This window comes from Jejuia spongiicola (assembly GCF_023502325.1).
In the GTDB taxonomy this organism is placed as follows: domain Bacteria; phylum Bacteroidota; class Bacteroidia; order Flavobacteriales; family Flavobacteriaceae; genus Wocania_A; species Wocania_A spongiicola.
The window spans coordinates 258672-279663 of record NZ_JAMFLZ010000004.1 but is presented as its reverse complement, the minus strand read 5'-3'; the positions used below and the strand labels follow the sequence as shown (position 1 = coordinate 279663).

The 20992-nt window shown below is 33.0% G+C and carries 15 protein-coding genes; 5 read left to right on the top strand and 10 right to left on the bottom strand.

What is annotated here, in order from left to right; translation table 11 throughout:
- Positions 1-144 precede the first annotated feature (144 nt).
- Positions 145-936, bottom strand: coding sequence for a 3-keto-disaccharide hydrolase (locus M3P09_RS10980; protein ID WP_249973160.1), 792 nt, complete (start codon positions 934-936; stop codon positions 145-147).
- 182 nt (positions 937-1118) lie between these two features.
- Entirely contained in the window at positions 1119-2372 is a 1254-nt protein-coding gene (gene metK, locus M3P09_RS10975) for a methionine adenosyltransferase (protein WP_249973159.1), read from the bottom strand.
- Positions 2373-2980: 608 nt separating this feature from the next.
- On the opposite strand from metK, the gene ilvD reads away from it, so the two are divergent.
- Genes ilvD through ilvA form a run of 5 tightly spaced genes read left to right on the top strand, consistent with a single transcriptional unit; the run spans position 2981 to position 9722 of the window.
- Complete coding sequence (ilvD, locus tag M3P09_RS10970) at positions 2981-4666, top strand: dihydroxy-acid dehydratase (protein ID WP_249973158.1); 1686 nt, start codon at positions 2981-2983, stop codon at positions 4664-4666.
- 9 nt (positions 4667-4675) lie between these two features.
- Positions 4676-6409 (top strand): biosynthetic-type acetolactate synthase large subunit, encoded by a 1734-nt coding sequence (gene ilvB, locus M3P09_RS10965; protein WP_249973157.1) that lies wholly within the window; start codon positions 4676-4678, stop codon positions 6407-6409.
- Between the two features lie 12 nt (positions 6410-6421).
- Positions 6422-6955, top strand: coding sequence for an acetolactate synthase small subunit (ilvN, locus tag M3P09_RS10960; RefSeq protein ID WP_099563453.1), 534 nt, complete (start codon positions 6422-6424; stop codon positions 6953-6955).
- A 13-nt stretch (positions 6956-6968) separates the two neighbouring features.
- The gene (gene ilvC, locus M3P09_RS10955) at positions 6969-8444 is read left to right on the top strand and encodes a ketol-acid reductoisomerase (protein WP_249973156.1); all 1476 of its coding nucleotides are present in this window, start codon (positions 6969-6971) and stop codon (positions 8442-8444) included.
- A 12-nt stretch (positions 8445-8456) separates the two neighbouring features.
- Positions 8457-9722, top strand: a complete 1266-nt coding sequence (gene ilvA, locus M3P09_RS10950) for a threonine ammonia-lyase IlvA (RefSeq protein WP_099563451.1) — start codon at positions 8457-8459, stop codon at positions 9720-9722.
- 21 nt (positions 9723-9743) lie between these two features.
- Here the strand turns inward: ilvA and M3P09_RS10945 are convergent, their stop codons facing one another.
- The 8 genes from M3P09_RS10945 to M3P09_RS10910 form a co-directional block, all read right to left on the bottom strand.
- Positions 9744-12011, bottom strand: coding sequence for a DUF7133 domain-containing protein (locus M3P09_RS10945; RefSeq protein WP_249973155.1), 2268 nt, complete (start codon positions 12009-12011; stop codon positions 9744-9746).
- 65 nt (positions 12012-12076) lie between these two features.
- Entirely contained in the window at positions 12077-13654 is a 1578-nt protein-coding gene (locus tag M3P09_RS10940) for a beta-N-acetylhexosaminidase (protein WP_249973154.1), read from the bottom strand.
- Positions 13655-13847: 193 nt separating this feature from the next.
- Positions 13848-15185, bottom strand: a complete 1338-nt coding sequence (locus M3P09_RS10935; RefSeq protein WP_249973153.1) for a Gfo/Idh/MocA family oxidoreductase — start codon at positions 15183-15185, stop codon at positions 13848-13850.
- Positions 15186-15199: 14 nt separating this feature from the next.
- The gene (locus tag M3P09_RS10930; RefSeq protein ID WP_099563447.1) at positions 15200-16606 is read right to left on the bottom strand and encodes a 3-keto-disaccharide hydrolase; all 1407 of its coding nucleotides are present in this window, start codon (positions 16604-16606) and stop codon (positions 15200-15202) included.
- A 122-nt stretch (positions 16607-16728) separates the two neighbouring features.
- A complete protein-coding gene (locus tag M3P09_RS10925) occupies positions 16729-18162 on the bottom strand; it encodes a Gfo/Idh/MocA family protein (protein WP_249973152.1) in 1434 nt (477 codons plus the stop codon).
- Between the two features lie 20 nt (positions 18163-18182).
- Positions 18183-18932 carry a 3-keto-disaccharide hydrolase gene (locus M3P09_RS10920; protein WP_249973151.1) on the bottom strand — a complete coding sequence of 250 codons (750 nt, stop codon included), beginning with the start codon at positions 18930-18932 and terminating at the stop codon, positions 18183-18185.
- A 260-nt stretch (positions 18933-19192) separates the two neighbouring features.
- Positions 19193-20497 (bottom strand): TRAP transporter large permease, encoded by a 1305-nt coding sequence (locus tag M3P09_RS10915; RefSeq protein ID WP_249973150.1) that lies wholly within the window; start codon positions 20495-20497, stop codon positions 19193-19195.
- A gap of 2 nt (positions 20498-20499) precedes the next feature.
- Positions 20500-20991 (bottom strand): TRAP transporter small permease, encoded by a 492-nt coding sequence (locus M3P09_RS10910; protein ID WP_249973149.1) that lies wholly within the window; start codon positions 20989-20991, stop codon positions 20500-20502.
- Between the last annotated feature and the right edge of the window lies 1 nt (position 20992).

Genomic DNA, 20992 nt, shown 5'->3' with positions numbered 1-20992 from the left:
ATTAAAAGCGCATTTCTAAAGTGCGCTTTTTTATTTTATCTGGGCGTTACCACAAGGGTTGCGCTTTTCGTTGTATCTTTTTCTTATACCTCAAAAAAGAATGCCACTTCAATCGCTAACGCAAAATAACATATTCATTCTCGTCTATATTTTTCTTATCCAAATATTTCTAAACTGAACTTTAGCTCCATGATCCTGAAGCAAAATAACGTCATCACCATGAGCAGAAGGATAATCATGCAAACCAATATAACGAGTAAGACCATTAATAGAAACATTGTTTTGAATCAATACACCATTGTGTAGTACAGTAATTTTTGCAGGTGATTCTAATTTTCCGTTTTTCTTGAATCGAGGTGCAGTATAGATAACATCATAAGAATTCCATTCGAGAGGGCTACGCATTGCATTTACCAAAGGTGCATGGTCTTTGTAAATACTTCCTGCTTGACCATTTGAATATGTTCTATTGTTATACGAATCTAAGACTTGAAGTTCGTATCGATTTTGAAAAAAAACGCCACTATTACCTCTCCCTTGTCCCGAAAACTTCACAGAATCTGGAGCACTAAATTCAATATGTAATTGACAGTCTCCAAATTTCATTTTTGTCTGAATCGAACCTGAGCCAGGGACAACTTCAAAGTAATCATTATTAATAATTTTCCATTGCGCTAATTTCATAGTATCTCTTTGACTTACCCATGCATCAAGGCTTTTTCCATCAAATAAAATAATTGCATCTGATGGGGGATTTCCTAAAGTTTTAGCAGCTGATATAACTTTAACCTGAGGCTCCCATATTTCAGTCATTTCTGGTTGCATTAGCATTGGCGATTCTTCTGGTGGTGTATTTGGAAAATTTTCCTGAGCACTGATATCTTCTAATGAAAAAAGAATTAGTATTATGCAAAATAAAATAGTTTTAAATTTCATAATGTTTGATTATTACTTAATTGATGCTTATTTTTTATTATCATGACGTTACAGAAACGTATACTTGAAAAACATTAAACGAATTTCGACATTTTTTCTGACTAAGTCAAAGTTCTACCAAAAGCAAAAACCTTGTAAAATAGATTACAAGGTTTTTAATATTGTTTTATTGGGGTTGACATTTACAATCCAAAAGCCTCTTTTACTTTATCAACATAATCTAGCTTTTCCCAAGTAAACAACTCCACATCAAGAGTAGTAGTTTCCCCATTTGGCTGACTAAATGTTTTTGTAACTGTTTCGTTTTCTCGTCCCATATGCCCATAAGCAGCTGTTTCACTATACATTGGTGAGCGCAATTTTAAACGTTCTTCAATAGCAAATGGTCGCATATCAAATAGTTCAGAAACTTTTTCTGCAATTTCTCCATCAGTCATATTAAAAGGACAAGTACCATAGGTGTCAATAAAAATACCCATAGGCTCAACAACACCAATTGCATAACTAACTTGTACTAAAACCTCATTAGCTACTCCAGCGGCTACCAAATTTTTTGCTATATGTCGAGTTGCATAAGCTGCACTTCTATCAACTTTACTAGGGTCTTTCCCAGAAAATGCACCACCACCATGAGCGCCTTTTCCTCCATAAGTATCTACAATAATTTTACGTCCCGTTAAACCTGTATCACCATGAGGACCTCCAATAACAAATTTCCCTGTTGGGTTTATATGATATGTAATTGCATCATTAAACAATACTTGTATTTGCTTTGGCAATTTTGCTACAACTCTAGGTATTAAAATCTCAACAATATCCTTTCTTATTTTAGCAAGCATAATCTCATCATCTCCAAAATCATCATGCTGTGTAGAAACTACGATAGCATCAATACGTTGCGGAATATTATCATCACTATATTCAATAGTTACTTGACTTTTAGAATCAGGTCTTAAATAAGTAATGTCTTTATTTTCTCTACGTAATTCAGCAAGTTCTTTTAAAATTCTGTGCGACAAGTCTAAAGCCAAAGGCATAAAATTTTCAGTTTCACGAGTGGCATAACCAAACATCATACCTTGATCACCAGCTCCTTGCTCTTCTTTACTAGCTCTATCTACTCCTCGGTTAATATCATCTGATTGCTCATGAATAGCCGATAAAACTCCACAAGAATTACCATCAAACATATACTCGCCTTTAGTGTACCCTATTTTATTAATAGTTTCTCTTGCTATTTTTTGAACATCTAAATAGGTTGACGATTTTACTTCGCCAGCTAAAACAACTTGCCCTGTAGTAACCAATGTTTCACAAGCCACTTTTGATTCTGTATCAAAAGCTAAAAAATTATCAATTAAAGCATCACTAATTTGATCTGCTACTTTATCAGGGTGTCCTTCAGAAACACTTTCTGAAGTAAATAAATAAGCCATATTTTAAGTTTTTTTTAAAAGATTTGACGATAGCGTCGAAGGAAGTTTACACTGCCTTTAGCATTTTTATTTATATCAATAATCTAATTCGATATAAGAGGTTGCAATCAGTCAAATCTTTCCTCTATTGTTTATGCTGGCAAAAGTAAAAAAATAAAAGAATATGGAAGTGAATTTTTCTTTTTTTTAAAAAATAACTGTTATGTGAAAATAATTTATAATATTTGGTGCAACAAAAGATGAAAAAACAAATTTTAAATATCATTTCAATTTTTGTCATTGTGATTATTTCACAATGATAAGGGATGGTATATTAAAACTTAAAATAAATTTTAAAGCCTTCCTTAAACGGAAGGCTTTTTTTATTGAATATTTTAAATGTTTTGAACATCATAAAAAATATAGTTTAACAATTTGATAATCAGTATTGTAAATCAAATTTAATCATGCTGAATTTAACCATAAAAAACACTGAAAAACAGATTTAAAAATGTAATAAATTAATTTCGTAACCTTTTTAAAGGCATTGTTAGCTTTTTAAACAAAATCTTAAATATCAAGAAGATATATATCATTAAAGAATAAAAGCGAAATTTTTTGCAATAAATATGAAAGAACTCAATAAACATAGCAAAAGACTAACACAAGACGAATCTCAACCTGCATCGCAAGCCATGTTATACGCCGTAGGCTTATCTGATGAAGATATGCAAAAAGCTCAAGTGGGTATTGCAAGTACAGGGTATGATGGAAACCCTTGTAATATGCATTTAAACAATTTAGCGGCAGAAGTGAAAATTGAATGCAAAATAGCAGGTTTAGTTGGTTTAGGATTTAATACTATTGGTGTTAGTGATGGTATTTCTATGGGAACCTCTGGTATGAATTATTCTTTAGCATCTAGAGATATTATAGCAGATTCTATTGAAACTGTTATGAATGCTCAAAGTTATGATGCATTAATCTCTGTTGTAGGTTGTGATAAAAATATGCCTGGAGCGGTTATAGCAATGTTGCGCTTAAATCGTCCATCAATAATGATGTACGGCGGAACCATTGCATCTGGTAATTATAAAGGAAGAAAATTAAATATTGTCTCGGCTTTTGAAGCTTTAGGACAAAAAGTTGCTGGAGAAATTGATGAAGATGAATATAGAGAAATTATCAAAAGAGCTATTCCAGGAGCAGGTGCTTGTGGCGGTATGTATACAGCTAACACCATGGCTTCTGCTATAGAATGTATGGGTTTTTCTTTACCATATAACTCTTCTATTCCAGCGGAAAATCCAAATAAATTATCGGAAAGTGAAAGAACAGCTATAGCAGTTAAGAATCTTTTAGAATTAGATTTAAAACCTTTAGATATAATTTCAAAAAAATCTATTGAGAATGCCATTGCTCTTGTAAATGCATTAGGTGGTTCAACAAATGCTGTATTACATTTTTTAGCAATTGCACATGCTGCAGATATTGATTTTACTCTAGAAGATTTTCAACGAGTTAGTGATAGAACACCACTAATTGCTGATTTAAAACCATCAGGAAAATACTTAATGGAAGATGTTCATGGTATTGGAGGAACTCCTGCAGTAATGAAATATTTATTAGACAACGGCTATTTACATGGTGATTGTTTAACAGTAACAGGAAAAACTTTAGCCGAAAATTTAGCTAATGTTAAACCTCTTACATTTGAAGATGGCCAAGATGTTATTCACCCAAAAGATAAAGCTTTAAAATCTTCAGGAAACCTACAAATTCTTTATGGAAACTTAGCATCTGAAGGTGCTGTGGCTAAAATTAGTGGAAATGAAGGTTTAAATTTTGAAGGAAAAGCAGTGGTTTATGATGGTGAGCAAGCTGCAAATACAGGAATTTCAAATGGAGAAGTAGAAAGAGGTGATGTAGTTGTTATTCGCTATGTTGGGCCAAAAGGGGGTCCTGGAATGCCAGAAATGTTAAAACCAACCTCATTAATTATGGGTGCTGGATTAGGCAAATCAGTTGCTTTAATTACTGATGGTAGGTTTTCTGGAGGAACACATGGTTTTGTAGTAGGTCACATCACTCCTGAAGCTCAATCTGGAGGAACTATAGGTCTACTTAAAACTGGAGACAAAATTAGAATTAGTGCTGAAGACAACTCAATCAATGTATTGCTATCAGATGAAGAAATTGCTGAGAGACAATCACAATGGGTAGCTCCAGAATTAAAACACAAAAAAGGAATATTATATAAATACGCTAAGTCAGTTGCATCTGCTTCTAAAGGATGCATAACTGATGCGTTTTAATTGAAATTTATGGAAGCAAAGACTATGACAAAAGCAAAGTTTTTAGACCAACCAAGTGAGCGCATTACTGGATGTGAAGCAATCGTTAGAAGTTTAATAGCTGAAGGTGTTGATATTCTTTATGGATACCCAGGAGGAGCTATTATGCCTGTTTATGATGAATTGTATAAATACAGAAACGAAATTCATCATGTTTTAACACGTCACGAACAAGGAGCTGCACATGCAGCCCAAGGGTTTGCCAGAATTTCTGGTCGTGTTGGTGTTGCTATGGCTACATCTGGTCCAGGAGCAACAAACTTAATTACAGGTATTGCTGACGCGCAAATAGATTCTACCCCATTAGTTTGTATTACTGGGCAGGTCCCATCCCATTTACTAGGTAGTGATGCCTTTCAAGAAACAGACATTGTTGGTATTTCAACTCCTGTTACAAAATGGAATCATCAAGTAACCAAAGCTTCAGAGATTCCTGAAGTTTTAGCAAAAGCATTTTATATTGCCAAAAGCGGTCGCCCAGGACCAGTTTTAATTGATATTACTAAAGACGCACAATTTGGAGAGCTTGATTTTAAATATGAAAAATGTACAGGTGTACGAAGTTACATTCCTGTTCCTAAAATTAACTCAGAATCAGTTAAAGCTGCTGCAGAATTAATTAATGCTGCTAAAAAACCAATGATTGTTTGGGGGCAAGGCGTTATTTTAGGAGAAGCAGAAACAGAATTAAAAGCTGTTATAGAAAAAGCTGGTATTCCAGCTGCATGGACCATTATGGGAGCTTCAGCTTTACCTACCTCACATCCATTAAATATTGGTATGGTTGGTATGCATGGTAATTATGCACCTAATAAACTAACAAATGAATGTGATGTATTAATTGCTATCGGTATGCGCTTCGATGACCGTGTTACTGGTGATTTAAATACTTACGCTAAACAAGCAAAAGTGGTTCATTTTGAAATTGATCCTGCTGAGATTAATAAAAATGTATTTGCAGATGTGGCTGTTTTAGGTAATTCTAAAGATAGCTTAGCACAATTATTACCATTATTAAATAAAAATTCACATGATTCATGGCATCAAAAATTTAAAGATTTATATGCTATTGAATTCGAAAAAGTTATAAAAAACGATCTTCACCCAACCAAAGAAGGTTTAACCATGGGTGAGGTTTTAAATGAAATAAATGTGCAAAGTAAAGGTAACGCTGCTATCGTTTCAGATGTAGGGCAACACCAAATGATTGCTTGTCGTTATTCAGAATTCAATAAAACTAAAAGTAATATTACTTCTGGAGGTTTAGGAACAATGGGGTTTGCATTACCGGCAGCAATTGGCGCTAAAATGGCAGCGCCTGATCGTGAAGTAGTTGCTATTATTGGTGATGGTGGTTACCAAATGAATATTCAAGAATTAGGCACCATTTTTCAGCAAAAAGTACCTGTAAAAATTGTAGTATTAAACAATGAGTTTCTAGGTATGGTACGCCAATGGCAACAGTTATTTTTCGATAAGCGTTATGCATCAACTGAAATGACAAATCCAAACTTTGTTGCTATTGCAGAAGGCTATTATATTAAAGCTAAAAAAGTAGTAAAAAGAGAAGAATTGGCTGATGCCGTTAAAGAAATGATAGCTTCAAAAGAATCTTATTTCTTAGAAGTTTGTGTAGAAAAAGAAGATAATGTATTTCCTATGATTCCGTCAGGAGCATCAGTTTCCGATGTAAGATTAAGCTAAATATTAAAAGAAATGAACGAAGAAATAAAAACACTTACTATTTCAATATACACCGAAAATAATATCGGTTTATTAAATCGTATATCTGCCATTTTTCAACGCAGACACATAAACATTGAAAGCTTAACAACATCTCAATCAGAAATTGAAGGTGTTAATAGATTTGTGGTGGTAGTAAATATCACAGAACCTCAAGCAAAAAAAATTATAGGTCAATTTGAAAAACAAATAGAGGTAATTCGTGCCTATTATCATACTGATGAAGAAACCATATATCAAGAATCTGGTATGTTTAAAATAAAATCAGATTTACTATTTGATGAGCCTCAAATTCAAAACATAATTAAAGATAGTAATGCAAGAATTGTAACTGTAAATAAAGAGTTTTTTGTTCTTGAAAAATCAGGCAGGCGTCAAGAAATAGAATTATTAAGACGAGAGTTAAACGCTTTTGGTATTATGCAATTTGTGCGTTCTGGTCGTATTTCTGTAACTAAAAAACCAATGAAAATAACCGAAATGCTTCAGGCATTCAATAACCAATAATAATAAAATTAAAATGGGAAATTATTTTAACACACTCTCGTTAAGAGACAAATTAAATCAATTATCGAAGTGTAGATTTATGGATTCTTCAGAATTTGAAGATGGTGTAAATGCTTTAAAAGGCAAAAAAGTTGTCATAGTAGGCTGTGGTGCTCAAGGATTAAATCAAGGTTTAAACATGAGAGATTCTGGTTTAGATATCTCTTATGCTTTACGTGATGCTGCCATTACAGAGAAACGTAAATCTTATGTAAATGCAACAGAAAATGGTTTTACAGTTGGCACATACCAAGAGTTAATTCCAACGGCGGATTTGGTATTAAACTTAACACCAGATAAGCAACATACTAGTGCTGTAAATGCAGTAATGCCTTTAATGAAACAAGGCGCTACACTATCTTATTCTCACGGTTTTAATATTGTTGAAGAAGGCATGCAAATTCGTAAAGACCTTACGGTTATTATGGTAGCACCTAAATGCCCTGGCACAGAGGTTAGAGAAGAGTACAAAAGAGGTTTTGGTGTACCAACTTTAATTGCTGTACACGAAGAGAATGACCCAGAAGGAAAAGGGTGGGCTCAAGCTAAAGCTTATGCAGTAGCAACTGGTGGTGATAGAGCTGGTGTTTTAGCTTCATCTTTTATTGCCGAGGTTAAAAGTGACTTAATGGGAGAGCAAACCATCTTATGTGGCTTGTTACAAACAGGTTCTATTCTTTGTTTTGACAAAATGGTTGAAAAAGGAATAGATGCAGGTTATGCTTCAAAATTAATTCAATACGGATGGGAAACTATTACTGAGGGTCTTAAATATGGAGGAATAACTAATATGATGGATCGCCTTTCTAATGTTGCAAAAATTAAAGCTTTTGAATTATCAGAAGAATTAAAAGATATTATGCGTCCATTATTCCAAAAACATATGGATGATATCATTGAAGGTCGTTTTTCTGCAGGAATGATGGCCGATTGGGCTAATGATGATAAAGATTTATTAGGCTGGAGAGCAGCAACAGCTGAAACTGCTTTTGAAAAAACACCTGCCGGAGATGTTGAGATTTCTGAACAAGAATTTTATGATAATGGAGTATTAATGGTTGCCATGGTTAGAGCCGGCGTAGAGCTTGCTTTTGAAGCTATGACAGATTCTGGAATTATTGATGCTTCTGCATATTACGAATCGTTACACGAAACGCCACTTATAGCAAATACTATAGCAAGAAAGAAGTTATACGAAATGAATAGTGTGATTTCTGATACGGCTGAATATGGCTGCTATTTATTCGATCATGCTTGTAAACCTTTATTAGCAGATTTCATGAAAACTATTGATACCGATGTTATTGGAAAAACATACGCGGCAGACAATGGTGAAGGTATTGATAATGCAAGGCTAATTGAAATCAATGCTACTTTAAGAAATCATCCAGTTGAAAAAGTTGGAGAATTTTTGAGAGCTTCTATGACGGCTATGAAGCCAATAGTATAAAGAATAAAAATTATGAATACGGAAAACGTCACATATTTTCCTAGTATAGATAATATTAAAGTAGCTGCCGATACCATTAAAAATGTATCGGCAGTTACGCCTTTAGGGCAAAGTTTGAGGTATTCTAAAAAGTACGGTGCAAACATCTTTTTAAAACGTGAAGATTTACAACAAGTTAGATCTTACAAAATTAGAGGTGCTTTTAATAAGATAAGTTCATTATCAAAAGATGAAGCCAAAAAAGGTGTAGTTTGTGCCAGTGCAGGAAATCATGCTCAAGGTGTTGCTTTATCTTGTAAATTACTGCAAATAAAAGGAACCATCTATATGCCTGCACCAACACCAAATCAAAAAGTAGAGCAAGTTAAAATGTTTGGAGATGATTATGTCACCATTATTCTAGAAGGCGATACTTTTGATGATGCTTACCATTTAGCAAAAGCAGAGTGTGAAGAATTACACAAAACATTTATTCATCCTTTTAATGATAAAAAAGTCATTGAAGGACAAGCAACCATAGGTTTAGAAATTTTAGAACAAACCGATGTTCCAATAGATTATGTATTTATTGCTGTAGGCGGTGGCGGTTTAGCCGCAGGCTTATCAACTGTTTTTAAAACTTTATCTCCTAAAACAAAAATTATTGGCGTAGAGCCTAAAGGCGCTCCATCTATGTCTACATCTATTAAAAATAATAAAAATATTACACTACAACACATAGAAAAATTTGTTGATGGTGCAGCAGTAAAACGTGTTGGAGATTTAACATTTCCAATATGCAAGGCGAGTCTTTATGATATGATAACAGTTCCTGAAGGCAAAGTATGTCAAACTATTTTAGAACTTTATAATAAAGATGCCATTGTGGTTGAACCTGCTGGTGCGCTAAGTATTTCGGCTCTCGATTTTTATGCAGAAGATATTAAAGGAAAAAATGTGATTTGTGTAGTTAGCGGAAGTAATAATGATATTACTAGAACTTCTGAAATAAAAGAACGCGCCTTATTATATGCCAATTTAAAACACTATTTTATAATTAAATTTCCACAACGAGCAGGAGCATTAAAAGAATTTGTGGTTGATATTTTAGGCGAAAATGATGATATCACTTACTTCCAATATGCTAAAAAAACCAACCGAGAAAATGGATCAGCCGTAGTTGGCATTCAATTAAAATCTTCAAATGATTTAGACCCTTTAATTGCTAAAATGAAACAGCAGAAATTTTATGGAGATTACTTAAATAATAAACCAGATTTGTTTCAGTTTTTAGTATAGCTCTAATATTTTTTTAACACGTTACTTTAATTCAAGCAATTCTTTTTCGCTAAACGTACTTCCGTTGTCTGGTTTTTTATCTCTCAATAACTTTATTTCTTCTATACTTATATTCTCAGATTTATTTGTAAAAGCATTGTTTATATAACTAATAATATCTTGTAAATCCTTATCAGTAAAATCGGGATTATTCGCTAATCCTGGCATAACAACATTCATGTCATATAACTTACCATTGACATGAATTGGACCGGATAATCCATGCAAAATAATTAAAGCTAGTTTTTCGGTTGACCCTTTAACATATTCTGAATTTTTTAATGGAGGTGCTAAACCATCAATTCCATCCCCATCAACTCCATGACAAGTGGCACATATATTCCTAAACAATTTGAATCCAGCAGTTCTAGAATCTGTCCCTACTGATGTTTTTGTGTATATAAAATTCTTTAAATCTTTCTTTTTATTTTCTAAAGTTTCATTTAACAATTCTAATAAAATTGTTTCAGACAAATCCTCTTTAACTAGATTCGAAAAAATTAAAAACTCATTTTCAACACCTCTCAAGCTATTTACAATAGCTTCTTGATACGCTTTATTGTTTTTATATTTATTTGATAGTTTTAATATCAATGGAAAAAACTTTTCAGTCGAAACCTGTATCCATTTACCTAAAGCTGTTGCTGTATACAAATCAATCTCTTCATCATTTTTTAGAAGCAAATTATTTATAAGATTAGATATTGAATCTAAATTATCTATAAAAGCAAATTGTTCTATTAAAACTAAAGCGTGACTTATTACATCACTTTCACTATTTGAAGAAAGTATCCCTTCTAGTAATTTATAATTAAGAGTATCTAGCCCATTTAAAGTATGCATTGCATGTATTTGAGCAATAGGGTTGGTTTTATCAGTAGCTACTATCTTTAAAAGAGGAGTCGCAGATTTATTTTTTCTAAAAACAAGTAATTGTTGTGCTCTATCTCTTAGCCATCCATTAGTACTGTATAATAAATCAACAACCTTTTTAGTATTTAATTTTTCAATTTCGATGATTTCATTTGAGCTACTTTCTTCATTACTTACTTTTAAAATTCGCCCCATTCCTATAATGGTATCTAACTTTTTATTGGCATAATGCTTTTGCAAATAAGGCGTTAAAAAAGCCTTATCTTGTATTATTCCTCTATGCATATCTACAATATACATATTGCCATCGGGTCCATTAAATAGGTTAACAGGCCGAAAGCCTTCATCAGTAGAAGCAATAAACTCTTTATTATCTATAGCTTGTTTAGCCGTTACTTTATTACCTTTTATTGTTAAAATATTTCGCTTAACAAGATTTGCTTCTGGTGCACAGACAAATGCATTCTCATAATATGCTTTAGAAAATTGATCTCCTCTATAAACCATTGGCCCGCATGCTGATGTAACATTAACTAAAAGACTGTCCTTATCTAAAACTCCTTTTTGATATCCTCTATTTACAGAAGTTGCATGTAAAGAATATACTCTTTGATCTGGAGTTAAAATATTATTTAATGCTGCATTGGGTTTGTAATAAGGGTTTTTAATAGAAACATTTGGCAAAATATAGTCTCCTATTAATTGAGTGGAGTTATTATTGTAATATAACCTTCCAAAATTATCTTTAGTTATCCCCCATTGGCCTCGAAATGATGTAGGCTCTTTAACCCACTTTCCGTTTTTAATTTGATACCGGAAATTCGATTTAGCACTATAAATCCAATTATCTATGTGCATCATTAAGCCATTAGGTTGATGCTCTACATTCCCACCATCTGAATACAAAGAGTCAACTAACACCCTATTTACAGGTTTGTCATTTTTTATATTTACAAACCAAAGATTTGGTGGTTCTGCATATAATAAACCTCCATAAACATGAGCAATTGCTCTTGGAAGAATCAAACTATCTATAAATACTTTTGAATGATCGGTAATCCCATCGTTATCTAAATCTTCTAGAATAGTAATTGTACCATTAGGCATCTCTTGACCAGTCCCTTCAAGGTTTTGCATGTAACCTTTCATTTCAACCACCCAAATTCGACCGTCATTATCAAAATCCATTGATACTGGGGCCTCAATAAATGGTTCGGAAGCGATTGCTTGTAGTTTGAATCCTTCTTCAATTTGATACTTGTCTAAAGAAACTTTAGGTTCGTTATAGGAAATAGAGTTACATCCAGAAATTATTAGTAGGAGCGTCAATAAAAGAAATGTGGTATGTTTTAATTTTATAACTATTGAATTGAGCATAGGTTATTGATCATATCGACTTCGAAGATATATAAAAAAGGGATTTATAATTAGAATTTTAGCTTTCAATTTTTGAAAGTACTAAAGTTTTGAGTCCAATTAGGTTTTAAAACTTCACCTGGTTCTTTTGTGTTTTGGGGTGAGAAGTAATCGAAATAATAGATGTTTTTTGATTTATAAATATTAAAGATGTTTTTCAATCGGTTTTCAAAACTTTCAAAGGACTTGTTGTTTTTTCTTGTCCAAGCAGCTTCTGCCATTGCAGACATCCGCGTGTACAACATATAATCAAACCTTTCTTCGGTTTTAATTTGTTCTGTCCATAAATTTGCTTGAATACCTAAAATTTTTGGATTTGTCAAATCAATATTTTTCAAAGAATCCGGAAAATCATAAGTATCGTTAAGTGAACCAAAACCATCCCATCTGCGACCAAGTTTATGTGTATCATCTTGAACAAAATCAAAATACATAGGCTTTCTAGGGCATAGTATCATTTTGTAATTTTTAGATAATCCTTTTTCTAAAATATCAAGTTTATCATGTCTCCACCACATGGCTAGTGTATTTTCGTTATTCATATTATTTTCAATAACTTCATCCCATCCTATAATTTCTTTTTTTAATGAAATAACTGAGTCCCTCATTCGGTTAATAAAATACGTTTCAACTTCTTTAATGTTTTTTAAATTTTCTTTTTTCATTAAAGCGATAACCTCTTCGTCTTTTGCCCAATGCTGATTCCCAAAACTTACTTCATCAGCTCCAATATGAATATACTTTGAAGGGAACAAAGTTGTAACTTCCTTCAGAACGTTTGTTAAAAATTTGTAGGTGGAAGCACGTGCTGGGTGAAACGTAAAATGAGGATGCTTTTCAGTGCCACCACCCGAAAGTTCAGGATAAGCTCTAATAGCTGCTGAAGCATGCCCAGGCATATCTATTTCTGGTATAACTTCAATGTTTCGTTGAGAAGCAAACTGCACAACTTCTTTTATATCTTCTTGGGTGTAAAATTGTTGTTCTGCAGTCGGGTTGCTATAATTGCCTAGGGCTCCTATTTGAGTAAGCTTTGGGTATTTTTTAATTTCAATACGCCAACCTGGAGCATCAGTAAGATGCCAATGAAATTTATTCAACTTTTGTAAAGACATTAACTCTAAAAGCTGCTTGATTTTTTCTTTTCCAAAAAAGTGCCGTGATTCATCAACCATAATACCTCTCCAAGCATAACGAGGTGAATCTTTAATCTCAACATTAGGAATTTCAATTCCATTATTTTTTTCTTTGCCTTGGATAGTATCTAATTTAAGCAATTGTCTTAAGGATTGTAATCCATTAAAAACACCCTTTTCTGAACCTCCTATAAGATTAATTGAATTATTAGTGACAATTAAATTGTATGATTCTTCAGAAGATAAACTTGAAACAGTTTTTACAGAAATATAATTTTTATTTGATTTTAGTTCTGTTTCAACTTTTAAATCAAATCCCAGTTTTTGTTCGATTAATTCTCTAAATACAGTACTACAGTTTTTTAACTTATTTGAGTTATTTATAAAAACAAATTTTGTTTCACTATTTAAATTAAATCTACCATCTTTTATTTCTAAAGTCTCTGGAAATGGGACTACAGAATACATGTCTATTGTGTTTTTAATTGACTTTTGACAACTTAAAAAAGTTAAGGATGCAAATGCGATTAGTGTGTATAAGCTTTTTTTTAAAAATATCATTACATTTTCATTCTTGAATATTTTCTGTTATGCAATGCTTCTAAAAATAATTATACAGCATGCTAGTCTTAAGTATATAATTGAATTTCCTAAATTACATTTATAGTTTAGGTTCCCACCCTGGTTGGTATTCTCTTTTCCAGCTCTTCATGGCTTTTTCGTTGTTTAAAACTTTACCAGTAATGGAATCTATTTTTAAAGTCTCTCCAGCGTCTTGTGCCATATTACCTAAATGGCAAAGCATTGTAGATATACTGGCATCTTGAATATCAGAATTAAGGCTTTTATCTTTTCTTATTGCATCAAAGAAATTACCAATATGGTTTACGTCTAGCCCTCCAATTCCTCTTGTATTAGTTGTTGCACTTGCCGTTTTTTCTAATTCTTCCTTAATTGAGTTTCCTTGTAAGTCGAAAAGTTTATAAAAATTACGATCTAATTGAATAGAGCCTTTACTTCCATAAATAGTGATTCCTCTCCCCGGTCTTTTCGGCTTCATTATACCTCTACTATGTCCAGTCCAAGTGATGAATTTATCATCAGCAAATTTGTAGGTTACTTGTTGATTATCTACAAATTCCCAGTCATCTTTATAAGTATATTTTCCACCAAAAGAAGTAACACTCTCAGGGAGGTCAACTCCTAATGCCCATCGGCAAATATCAATTTCGTGAGTACCATTATTGTGAATTTCTCCAGTTCCCCAACTACGAAACCAATGCCAATTATATGGATGTATATTATCTTTATAGTCTTTTCTTGGGGCTGGTCCTTGCCACAAATCCCAATCTAATGTATTTGGAATGTTTATTTTATTTCCAATACCAATTGAGCCTCTGTTATTTGAATAATAGGCTTCTCCTTTATAAACGTTTCCTATAATTCCTGCTTTTATATCTTTTATGGCATTAATAGATGTCTGAGCTGAACGCTGTTGGTTTCCCATTTGTACTTTCTTTCCATATTTTTTTTGTGCAGCAACTAAAAGATTATTTTCATAAGGGTTGTGACTACAAGGTTTCTCAACATAAACATGTTTACCAGCTTGTAATGCTAAAATAGCCATAGGAGCATGCCAATGTTCTGGGGTGGCTATGAAAACAGCATCAACATCTTTATCTTCTAAAATTTTTCGAAAGTCTTTTTCTACTTTAGGTATATAGCCAATATTTTTTTTACACCAAACATTATGTTCTTCTAAAATAGTATCATCCACATCGCAGCTATAAAGCACTTTTGCATTTAAATCTTGATGAATTGCTATAACATGGGCTTTCGCTCTACTTCGCACACCAATAACAGCACAATTTATATGATCGTTAGCGCCTAAGACTCTGGAGTAGCTTTGAGCAGTAAGACTTGTTAAACCACCAGTAAATGCAACACCAACAGCTCCAGCAGTTGCTTTTTTAAGAAAATCTCTTCTATTTGAACTCATCTTATTAATTGTTTTTAATTGAACTCTCTAATTTTTATACTTCTATAATGCACTGTATCTCCATGGTCTTGAAGCAAGATATGACCACTTACCCATTGTCCAAATTCAGGCCACTTTTTATATTTACTATAAGCAACAAGGGCTCTAAACATTTGAGAAGACCTATCATATTCAATTACTTTTTCATTGTTTAACCAATGTTCTACAAGAGGGCCCTTAACAACTATTCTTGCTTTATTCCAGTTATTAATACCCTTAAACTGTTTACCCCTTCCTGGTATGGAGAGATTCTCTGCTTTAATTAAATCGTAAAGAGAACCAACAGTTCTATTTCCATTTGTACCTGCTTTTGCATCAGGATGGTTTTTATCGTCTAAAATTTGAAATTCACATCCAATTGCTGAACCAGTTCCTTTATTAAGCTCGGCATCAACAAAATATTTAATTCCGCTATTTGCTCCCTTAGTAATTTTAAATTCTAACTCCAATTCAAAACTGCTAAAAACATTTTCCGTTATAATATCACCAGGACCAGTAGATTCTGCGCCATCGGTTGCCAATACTGTTAATACATTATCTTTAATATCCCAACCAGATTTAGGAAAGAAATCAAGCTTCGCTCCACGCCATCCCTTACTAGTTTTACCGTCCCAAAGTAAACGCCAACCTTTATCTACTTCATTTTGAGTAAGTCTATTTATTAAATAGCTCATTTCTTTTACATTTGGGTTTGAAGACCAACGTTCTTCGTTTAAGTTCTCTGTTTTTATTCTAATATTCTTCCATTTAATTTCCTTTCCTGCATGATTTTCGTTCGAACCAATACCATGAACTTGCAATGCAATGAATCCTGAAGGCGTTAAATCGTCTATTAAGTTTGAACATTGTATACCATTTATCCAAGTTTTAATGGAATTACCAATAGCTTCAATTCTACAACTATTCCAAACACCATTTTTGAAAGCCTTTCGTCCGTTATTATTTAAAGACAATGGGTACACCCAGCCTCTTCTTCCTTCATCATAAATGCCTCCACTAAACGCACGATTGCTAGGATCTAACTCAAATTGATATCCATGAACTTGACCATTTCTATAATCCTTAAAACTATTAGATCTAAACTGAACTCCAGAATTAATGGATGGATCAACCATAACATCAAACTCTAAAATAAAATCACCATAATTCTTTTCAGTAGTCAAAAAACTATTTGGGGTTTTGGTTTTAGTAATGCCAACTATTTCGTTGTTCTCAACTTTATATTTAGCGGTACCATTTAATTGTTTCCAACCGGTTAAATCTTTGCCATTAAAAAGAGAGGTCCATCCATCTTCGGATGTTTGTGAGTTAACTTTAAAACCCATTAGGTTTATTATAAGAAAACTAATTAAGAAAAGGAGTGTAAATTGTGGTTGTTTCATGAGTGTATTTTTAAAATTGTGTGCGCACACGTAAATTTACATATTTATGATTGATATCCAATTTTTTATACTAAAAAGTTTTGATTTCTATTAGTATTTGCTAGGTATTTATCAATGATTCATTAAAACTCCCGATAGTCTCCTTTTAAATATTGATTAGCTTCTTCTTCTGAAAATTTAGCATTAACGCTATCCCAATGCAACGTTTCATTTGGAAAACGTCCAGCAATAACACCTAATAGTATGGTCTCAGTTAATCTGGACGCATAAGAGAAAGGCGCACTACATGTATCTTTACCTAAACAAGCATCAATAAACTGATGATAATGTTTTGGCCCTTCAGAAGCATAATTACGAATAGGTTTCCCCATATTATTAGCTTTTTCAACAGCAGTAATTTCAGAGGATATATCTACATATTCCCCGTCAACAATTTTTTTAGGCAACTGCATAAAATGTGGTAAAAGCAAGCGCCCTTTTTCGCCAACAAACATGGCGCCTTGTTCAGGCAAAGTGCCTTCGCTTGCTATTTTAGTATCTAAGGACATTTTATCTTCTAAAGATTTGTCTTCACTATTTGACGGCTTTTCCTTTTTTGCTCCTGGTAGTATTAAATCTTTATGCTCTTTTGGCACTCCAGGACCATCATACCAAATCCACTTTAAGGTTTCAGCTGTATGCTTTGTTTGTGGAAATTCGTACGTAACAATATTATTTTCTGGGTAACCAAAGCCATTAGGTTGCCTGCATTCATTCTTAATCGTTCTAGGCACATCAAGTTCTAAAGCATTATAAGGCGTGTCAAAAATATGCACTCCCATATCTCCTAAAGTTCCACATCCATAATCTACTAATTTACGCCAGTTCCCTGGGTGATACACCCCTTCCTTGTAAGGTCGCTTAGCCGAAGTTCCCAACCAAAGATTCCAATCTAATGTTTCAGGAACTGTATCACTACCTTCAGGAGCAGACCCATCATAACCCCAATTTTTTGGGGACCATGCATGCACAGTATGTACTTTACCAATAATTCCGGACTGAATTAACAGCGTAGCCAGCTTATAATCATAAAAAGAATGCACTTGAATACCCATTTGAGTAACTAAGTTTTTTTCTTTAGCGAGTTTGTTCATCGCTCTTGCTTCCGAAACATGATGTGTTAATGGTTTTTGACAATACACAGGTTTGTTCATGTTCATAGCTAGCATAGATGCTGGAGCATGAGTATGATCTGGTGTTGAAACAACAACAGCATCAATATCATTTTTCATCTCTTTCAACATCACTCTATAGTCAGAAAAAGTTTTTGCATTTGGAAACAGTTTTTTAGCTTCATTAAGATAATTTGAATCAACGTCGCATAAAGCTGTAACATCTACTAATGGGTGAGATGATATATCTTTAAGGTCTGCTAGTCCCATGTTACCTACACCAATATGAGCAGTTCGAATACGTTCCTTTATTACAGGTTTTTCTTTACACATAATTAGCGAAGGTACTAATGTAATACCTGCAACTCCTAACCCGCTTTTCTTTAAAAAATCTCTTTTATTCATTTTTATAACCTTTAATTATATTACAGCTTCTTTATTTTTATGTTTCGTAACCATAAAGGGCTATCGTGGTCTTGAAAAGCAATGTAGCCAGATTTAAAAGTACCATATTTTGGAAAGTCTTTCCATTTACCTGATTTTTTTCGAGTTTCCCAATCTTCTGACCAAGGCACAAATTCAAGCAGTTTTTTGCCATTTAGCCAATGTTCTACTTTTTCTGTTGTAAAAATGATACGAGAAGTATTCCATTCCATAGCTGGTTTTACTATTTTTTGACTTAAATCTGGTAGATACATGGCGTAGTCAGCTCCTGTTTTCTGCCATTCTTCTAAGGTCCCATTATTAATTTCCTCCCATTTTAAATCATCTAACATTTGATATTCTGGAGACACCTCGTACGGCGCCCAATCACCTTCTTGTATATGATACATCATTCCACTATTTCCGCCTTCAGGAATCTTCCATTCCCAATATAGTTCGAAATTATCGAATTTTTCAGCGGCATAAATAATGTCCTTTCCTCCTTTACGATTGGCTTCTAAACGCTTTTCGGTATCAAAGGTTAATGTGCTATCCTTTATAATCCAGCCAGCAGGTAGTATATCTCCATTGTAAGCTCGCCACCCATCTAAACTTGTGCCATCAAAAAGATAAATCCAGTCATCTACTTGCGCTTCGACTTTTTGGTCGGCTACTTCTTGTTCTACCTTTTTATTCTGCTTACAAGAAAAAAGAATGATTATAATTGCTAAAATTGAAATTGATTGTTTCATGGAATTAAAATATATTACTTAATTATTTTATCATTAAATGAGATTCTATTATCAAATAAATTAAGAATTAAATATAGGAAAAAGACAAGGGATTTTGCTAAAAAAACGAGTTTATTATATGGATAACTAAGTTTACACGACCAGTAACTAATTTGAAACGATTAACATTATGAGCTCAAATAAAATATATAGCCGAAAACATTTGCTTATACACCTAATTTATAAAGCGTATGGTGTTTTAAAATCATTTGAGCATAACATTACAATCCAAATAGTCTTGGTAAAAACATTGATATTTCAGGGATGTAACTTATCAGCATTAAAACAGCTATCATAATTAATAAAAAAGGCAGTAATGGCTTAATTACTTGTGTGACTGAAACTTTAGCTACACCGCTCCCTACAAAAAGAAGCGTACCTACTGGAGGTGTACAAACTCCAATACACAAATTTAATACAATTACAATTCCAAAATGAACAGGGTCCATTCCTAAAGCAGTAACAACAGGTAAAAAAATTGGGGTAAATATTAAAACTGCTGGAGTCATATCCATAAAAGTTCCTATAATGAGTAAAATAATATTTATAGCAAAAAATATGACAAATTTATTATGCAATGACTCTAATAAAAAAGAGCTTATCATTTCTGGAATGCCTTCAAAAGAAAACAACCAAGACATAGCCATTGAAGTACAAATTAAAAACATAACCACAGCTGTTGTTTTTGCACTAGACAATAATATCGATGGAATATCTTTTCTTTTCATCTCGCCATAAGCCAAAGCTAACAAAGCGGCATACAAAACAGCAATTACTGAAGCTTCAGTTGCTGTAAAAATACCTGCTACAATGCCTCCTACTACAATTACCAATAGCAGCAAACTAAAAATAGCTTTCCTAAAATAAGTCCAAATTTCTGATAATGTGGCTCGTTTTCCTTTAGCATAATTTTTGTTAATCGCAATAAATGCAACATACCCCATAATAGCTAATCCTAATAATATTCCCGGCAAGTAACCAGCAATAAACAATGCAGCAACAGAAGCCGTTCCGCCACTTGCTAAGGCATAAACAATTAAAATGTTACTTGGTGGAATTAACAACCCAGTTGTTGAGGCGGTAATGTTTACTGACGCACTTAAAGTTCTTGGATAGCCTTCTTCTTCCATTCTATCAGTCATAATTGAACCTATTGCAGATGCTGCTGCAAGGGCCGACCCAGAAATTGCACCAAAAAGCATGGAAGCTAATACGTTTACATAAGCTAACCCCCCAGGAAGACTAGCTACCAAAGATTTTGCAAAATTTATTAATCGATTTGCAATACCTCCACGTTTCATAATTTCACCAGCTAATATAAAAAATGGAATAGCTAATAAGGCAAAGCTATCAATTCCGGTTGTCATCCTTTGAGCTATTGTTGTTATACCTGGCATTTTATCAATATTTAACAACAAACTTAAAGTCGTTGAAATTCCAATACTATAAGCCACAGGAACTTTCAATAATAGTAACCCGAAGAAACTTACAAATAAAACGATGATACTTATAACTTCAATACTCATAATTAATTATTGGTTTTACTTGAATAAATATTTGAAATATGATAGATAGAAAAACACATAATTAACAACCCACTAAAAGGCATAATAGCGTAAACATACCCTAGAGGAATTCGTAGTGTTCCTGAAAGCTGTTCTAAATGCAATGTTGTATAAACTAAATTCAATCCACCTATTACCATAACTACTAAGGCAAAAAGAAAAATAAATACTTCTATAAGAATTGATACTCTTCTTTTATTGGCGGTTGAGAATTTTTGATATAAAAAATCCATGGATAAATGCTCTCTTTTTGCATTAAGATAAGCTGCTCCTAAAATGGTCATCCAAATCAATGAAAAGCGTGCAAATTCCTCTGTCCATGTAAAAGAGGTTCCTAAAAAATATCTTGAAAAGACTTGAAATAAAACATCTAGCACCAAAAGTGCAAAAATTACAATTAAGAACCATTCAAGTAATTTATTCACCTTATTAAAAATAATTTTAGCTGTGCTCATA

Excerpts from the sequence above, each read along its gene's own strand:
- ilvN (WP_099563453.1), top strand. The coding sequence starts at position 6,422 with ATGAACGAAGAAATAAAAACACTTACTATTTCAATATACACCGAAAAT.
- M3P09_RS10980 (WP_249973160.1), bottom strand. The coding sequence starts at position 936 with ATGAAATTTAAAACTATTTTATTTTGCATAATACTAATTCTTTTTTCA.
- M3P09_RS10920 (WP_249973151.1), bottom strand. The coding sequence starts at position 18,932 with ATGAAACAATCAATTTCAATTTTAGCAATTATAATCATTCTTTTTTCT.
- M3P09_RS10910 (WP_249973149.1), bottom strand. The coding sequence starts at position 20,991 with ATGAGCACAGCTAAAATTATTTTTAATAAGGTGAATAAATTACTTGAA.
- metK (WP_249973159.1), bottom strand. The coding sequence starts at position 2,372 with ATGGCTTATTTATTTACTTCAGAAAGTGTTTCTGAAGGACACCCTGAT.
- M3P09_RS10940 (WP_249973154.1), bottom strand. The coding sequence starts at position 13,654 with ATGTATTCTGTAGTCCCATTTCCAGAGACTTTAGAAATAAAAGATGGT.
- ilvD (WP_249973158.1), top strand. The coding sequence starts at position 2,981 with ATGAAAGAACTCAATAAACATAGCAAAAGACTAACACAAGACGAATCT.
- M3P09_RS10925 (WP_249973152.1), bottom strand. The coding sequence starts at position 18,162 with ATGAATAAAAGAGATTTTTTAAAGAAAAGCGGGTTAGGAGTTGCAGGT.
- M3P09_RS10915 (WP_249973150.1), bottom strand. The coding sequence starts at position 20,497 with ATGAGTATTGAAGTTATAAGTATCATCGTTTTATTTGTAAGTTTCTTC.
- ilvA (WP_099563451.1), top strand. The coding sequence starts at position 8,457 with ATGAATACGGAAAACGTCACATATTTTCCTAGTATAGATAATATTAAA.
- M3P09_RS10945 (WP_249973155.1), bottom strand. The coding sequence starts at position 12,011 with ATGCTCAATTCAATAGTTATAAAATTAAAACATACCACATTTCTTTTA.
- ilvB (WP_249973157.1), top strand. The coding sequence starts at position 4,676 with ATGGAAGCAAAGACTATGACAAAAGCAAAGTTTTTAGACCAACCAAGT.
- M3P09_RS10935 (WP_249973153.1), bottom strand. The coding sequence starts at position 15,185 with ATGAGTTCAAATAGAAGAGATTTTCTTAAAAAAGCAACTGCTGGAGCT.
- ilvC (WP_249973156.1), top strand. The coding sequence starts at position 6,969 with ATGGGAAATTATTTTAACACACTCTCGTTAAGAGACAAATTAAATCAA.
- M3P09_RS10930 (WP_099563447.1), bottom strand. The coding sequence starts at position 16,606 with ATGAAACAACCACAATTTACACTCCTTTTCTTAATTAGTTTTCTTATA.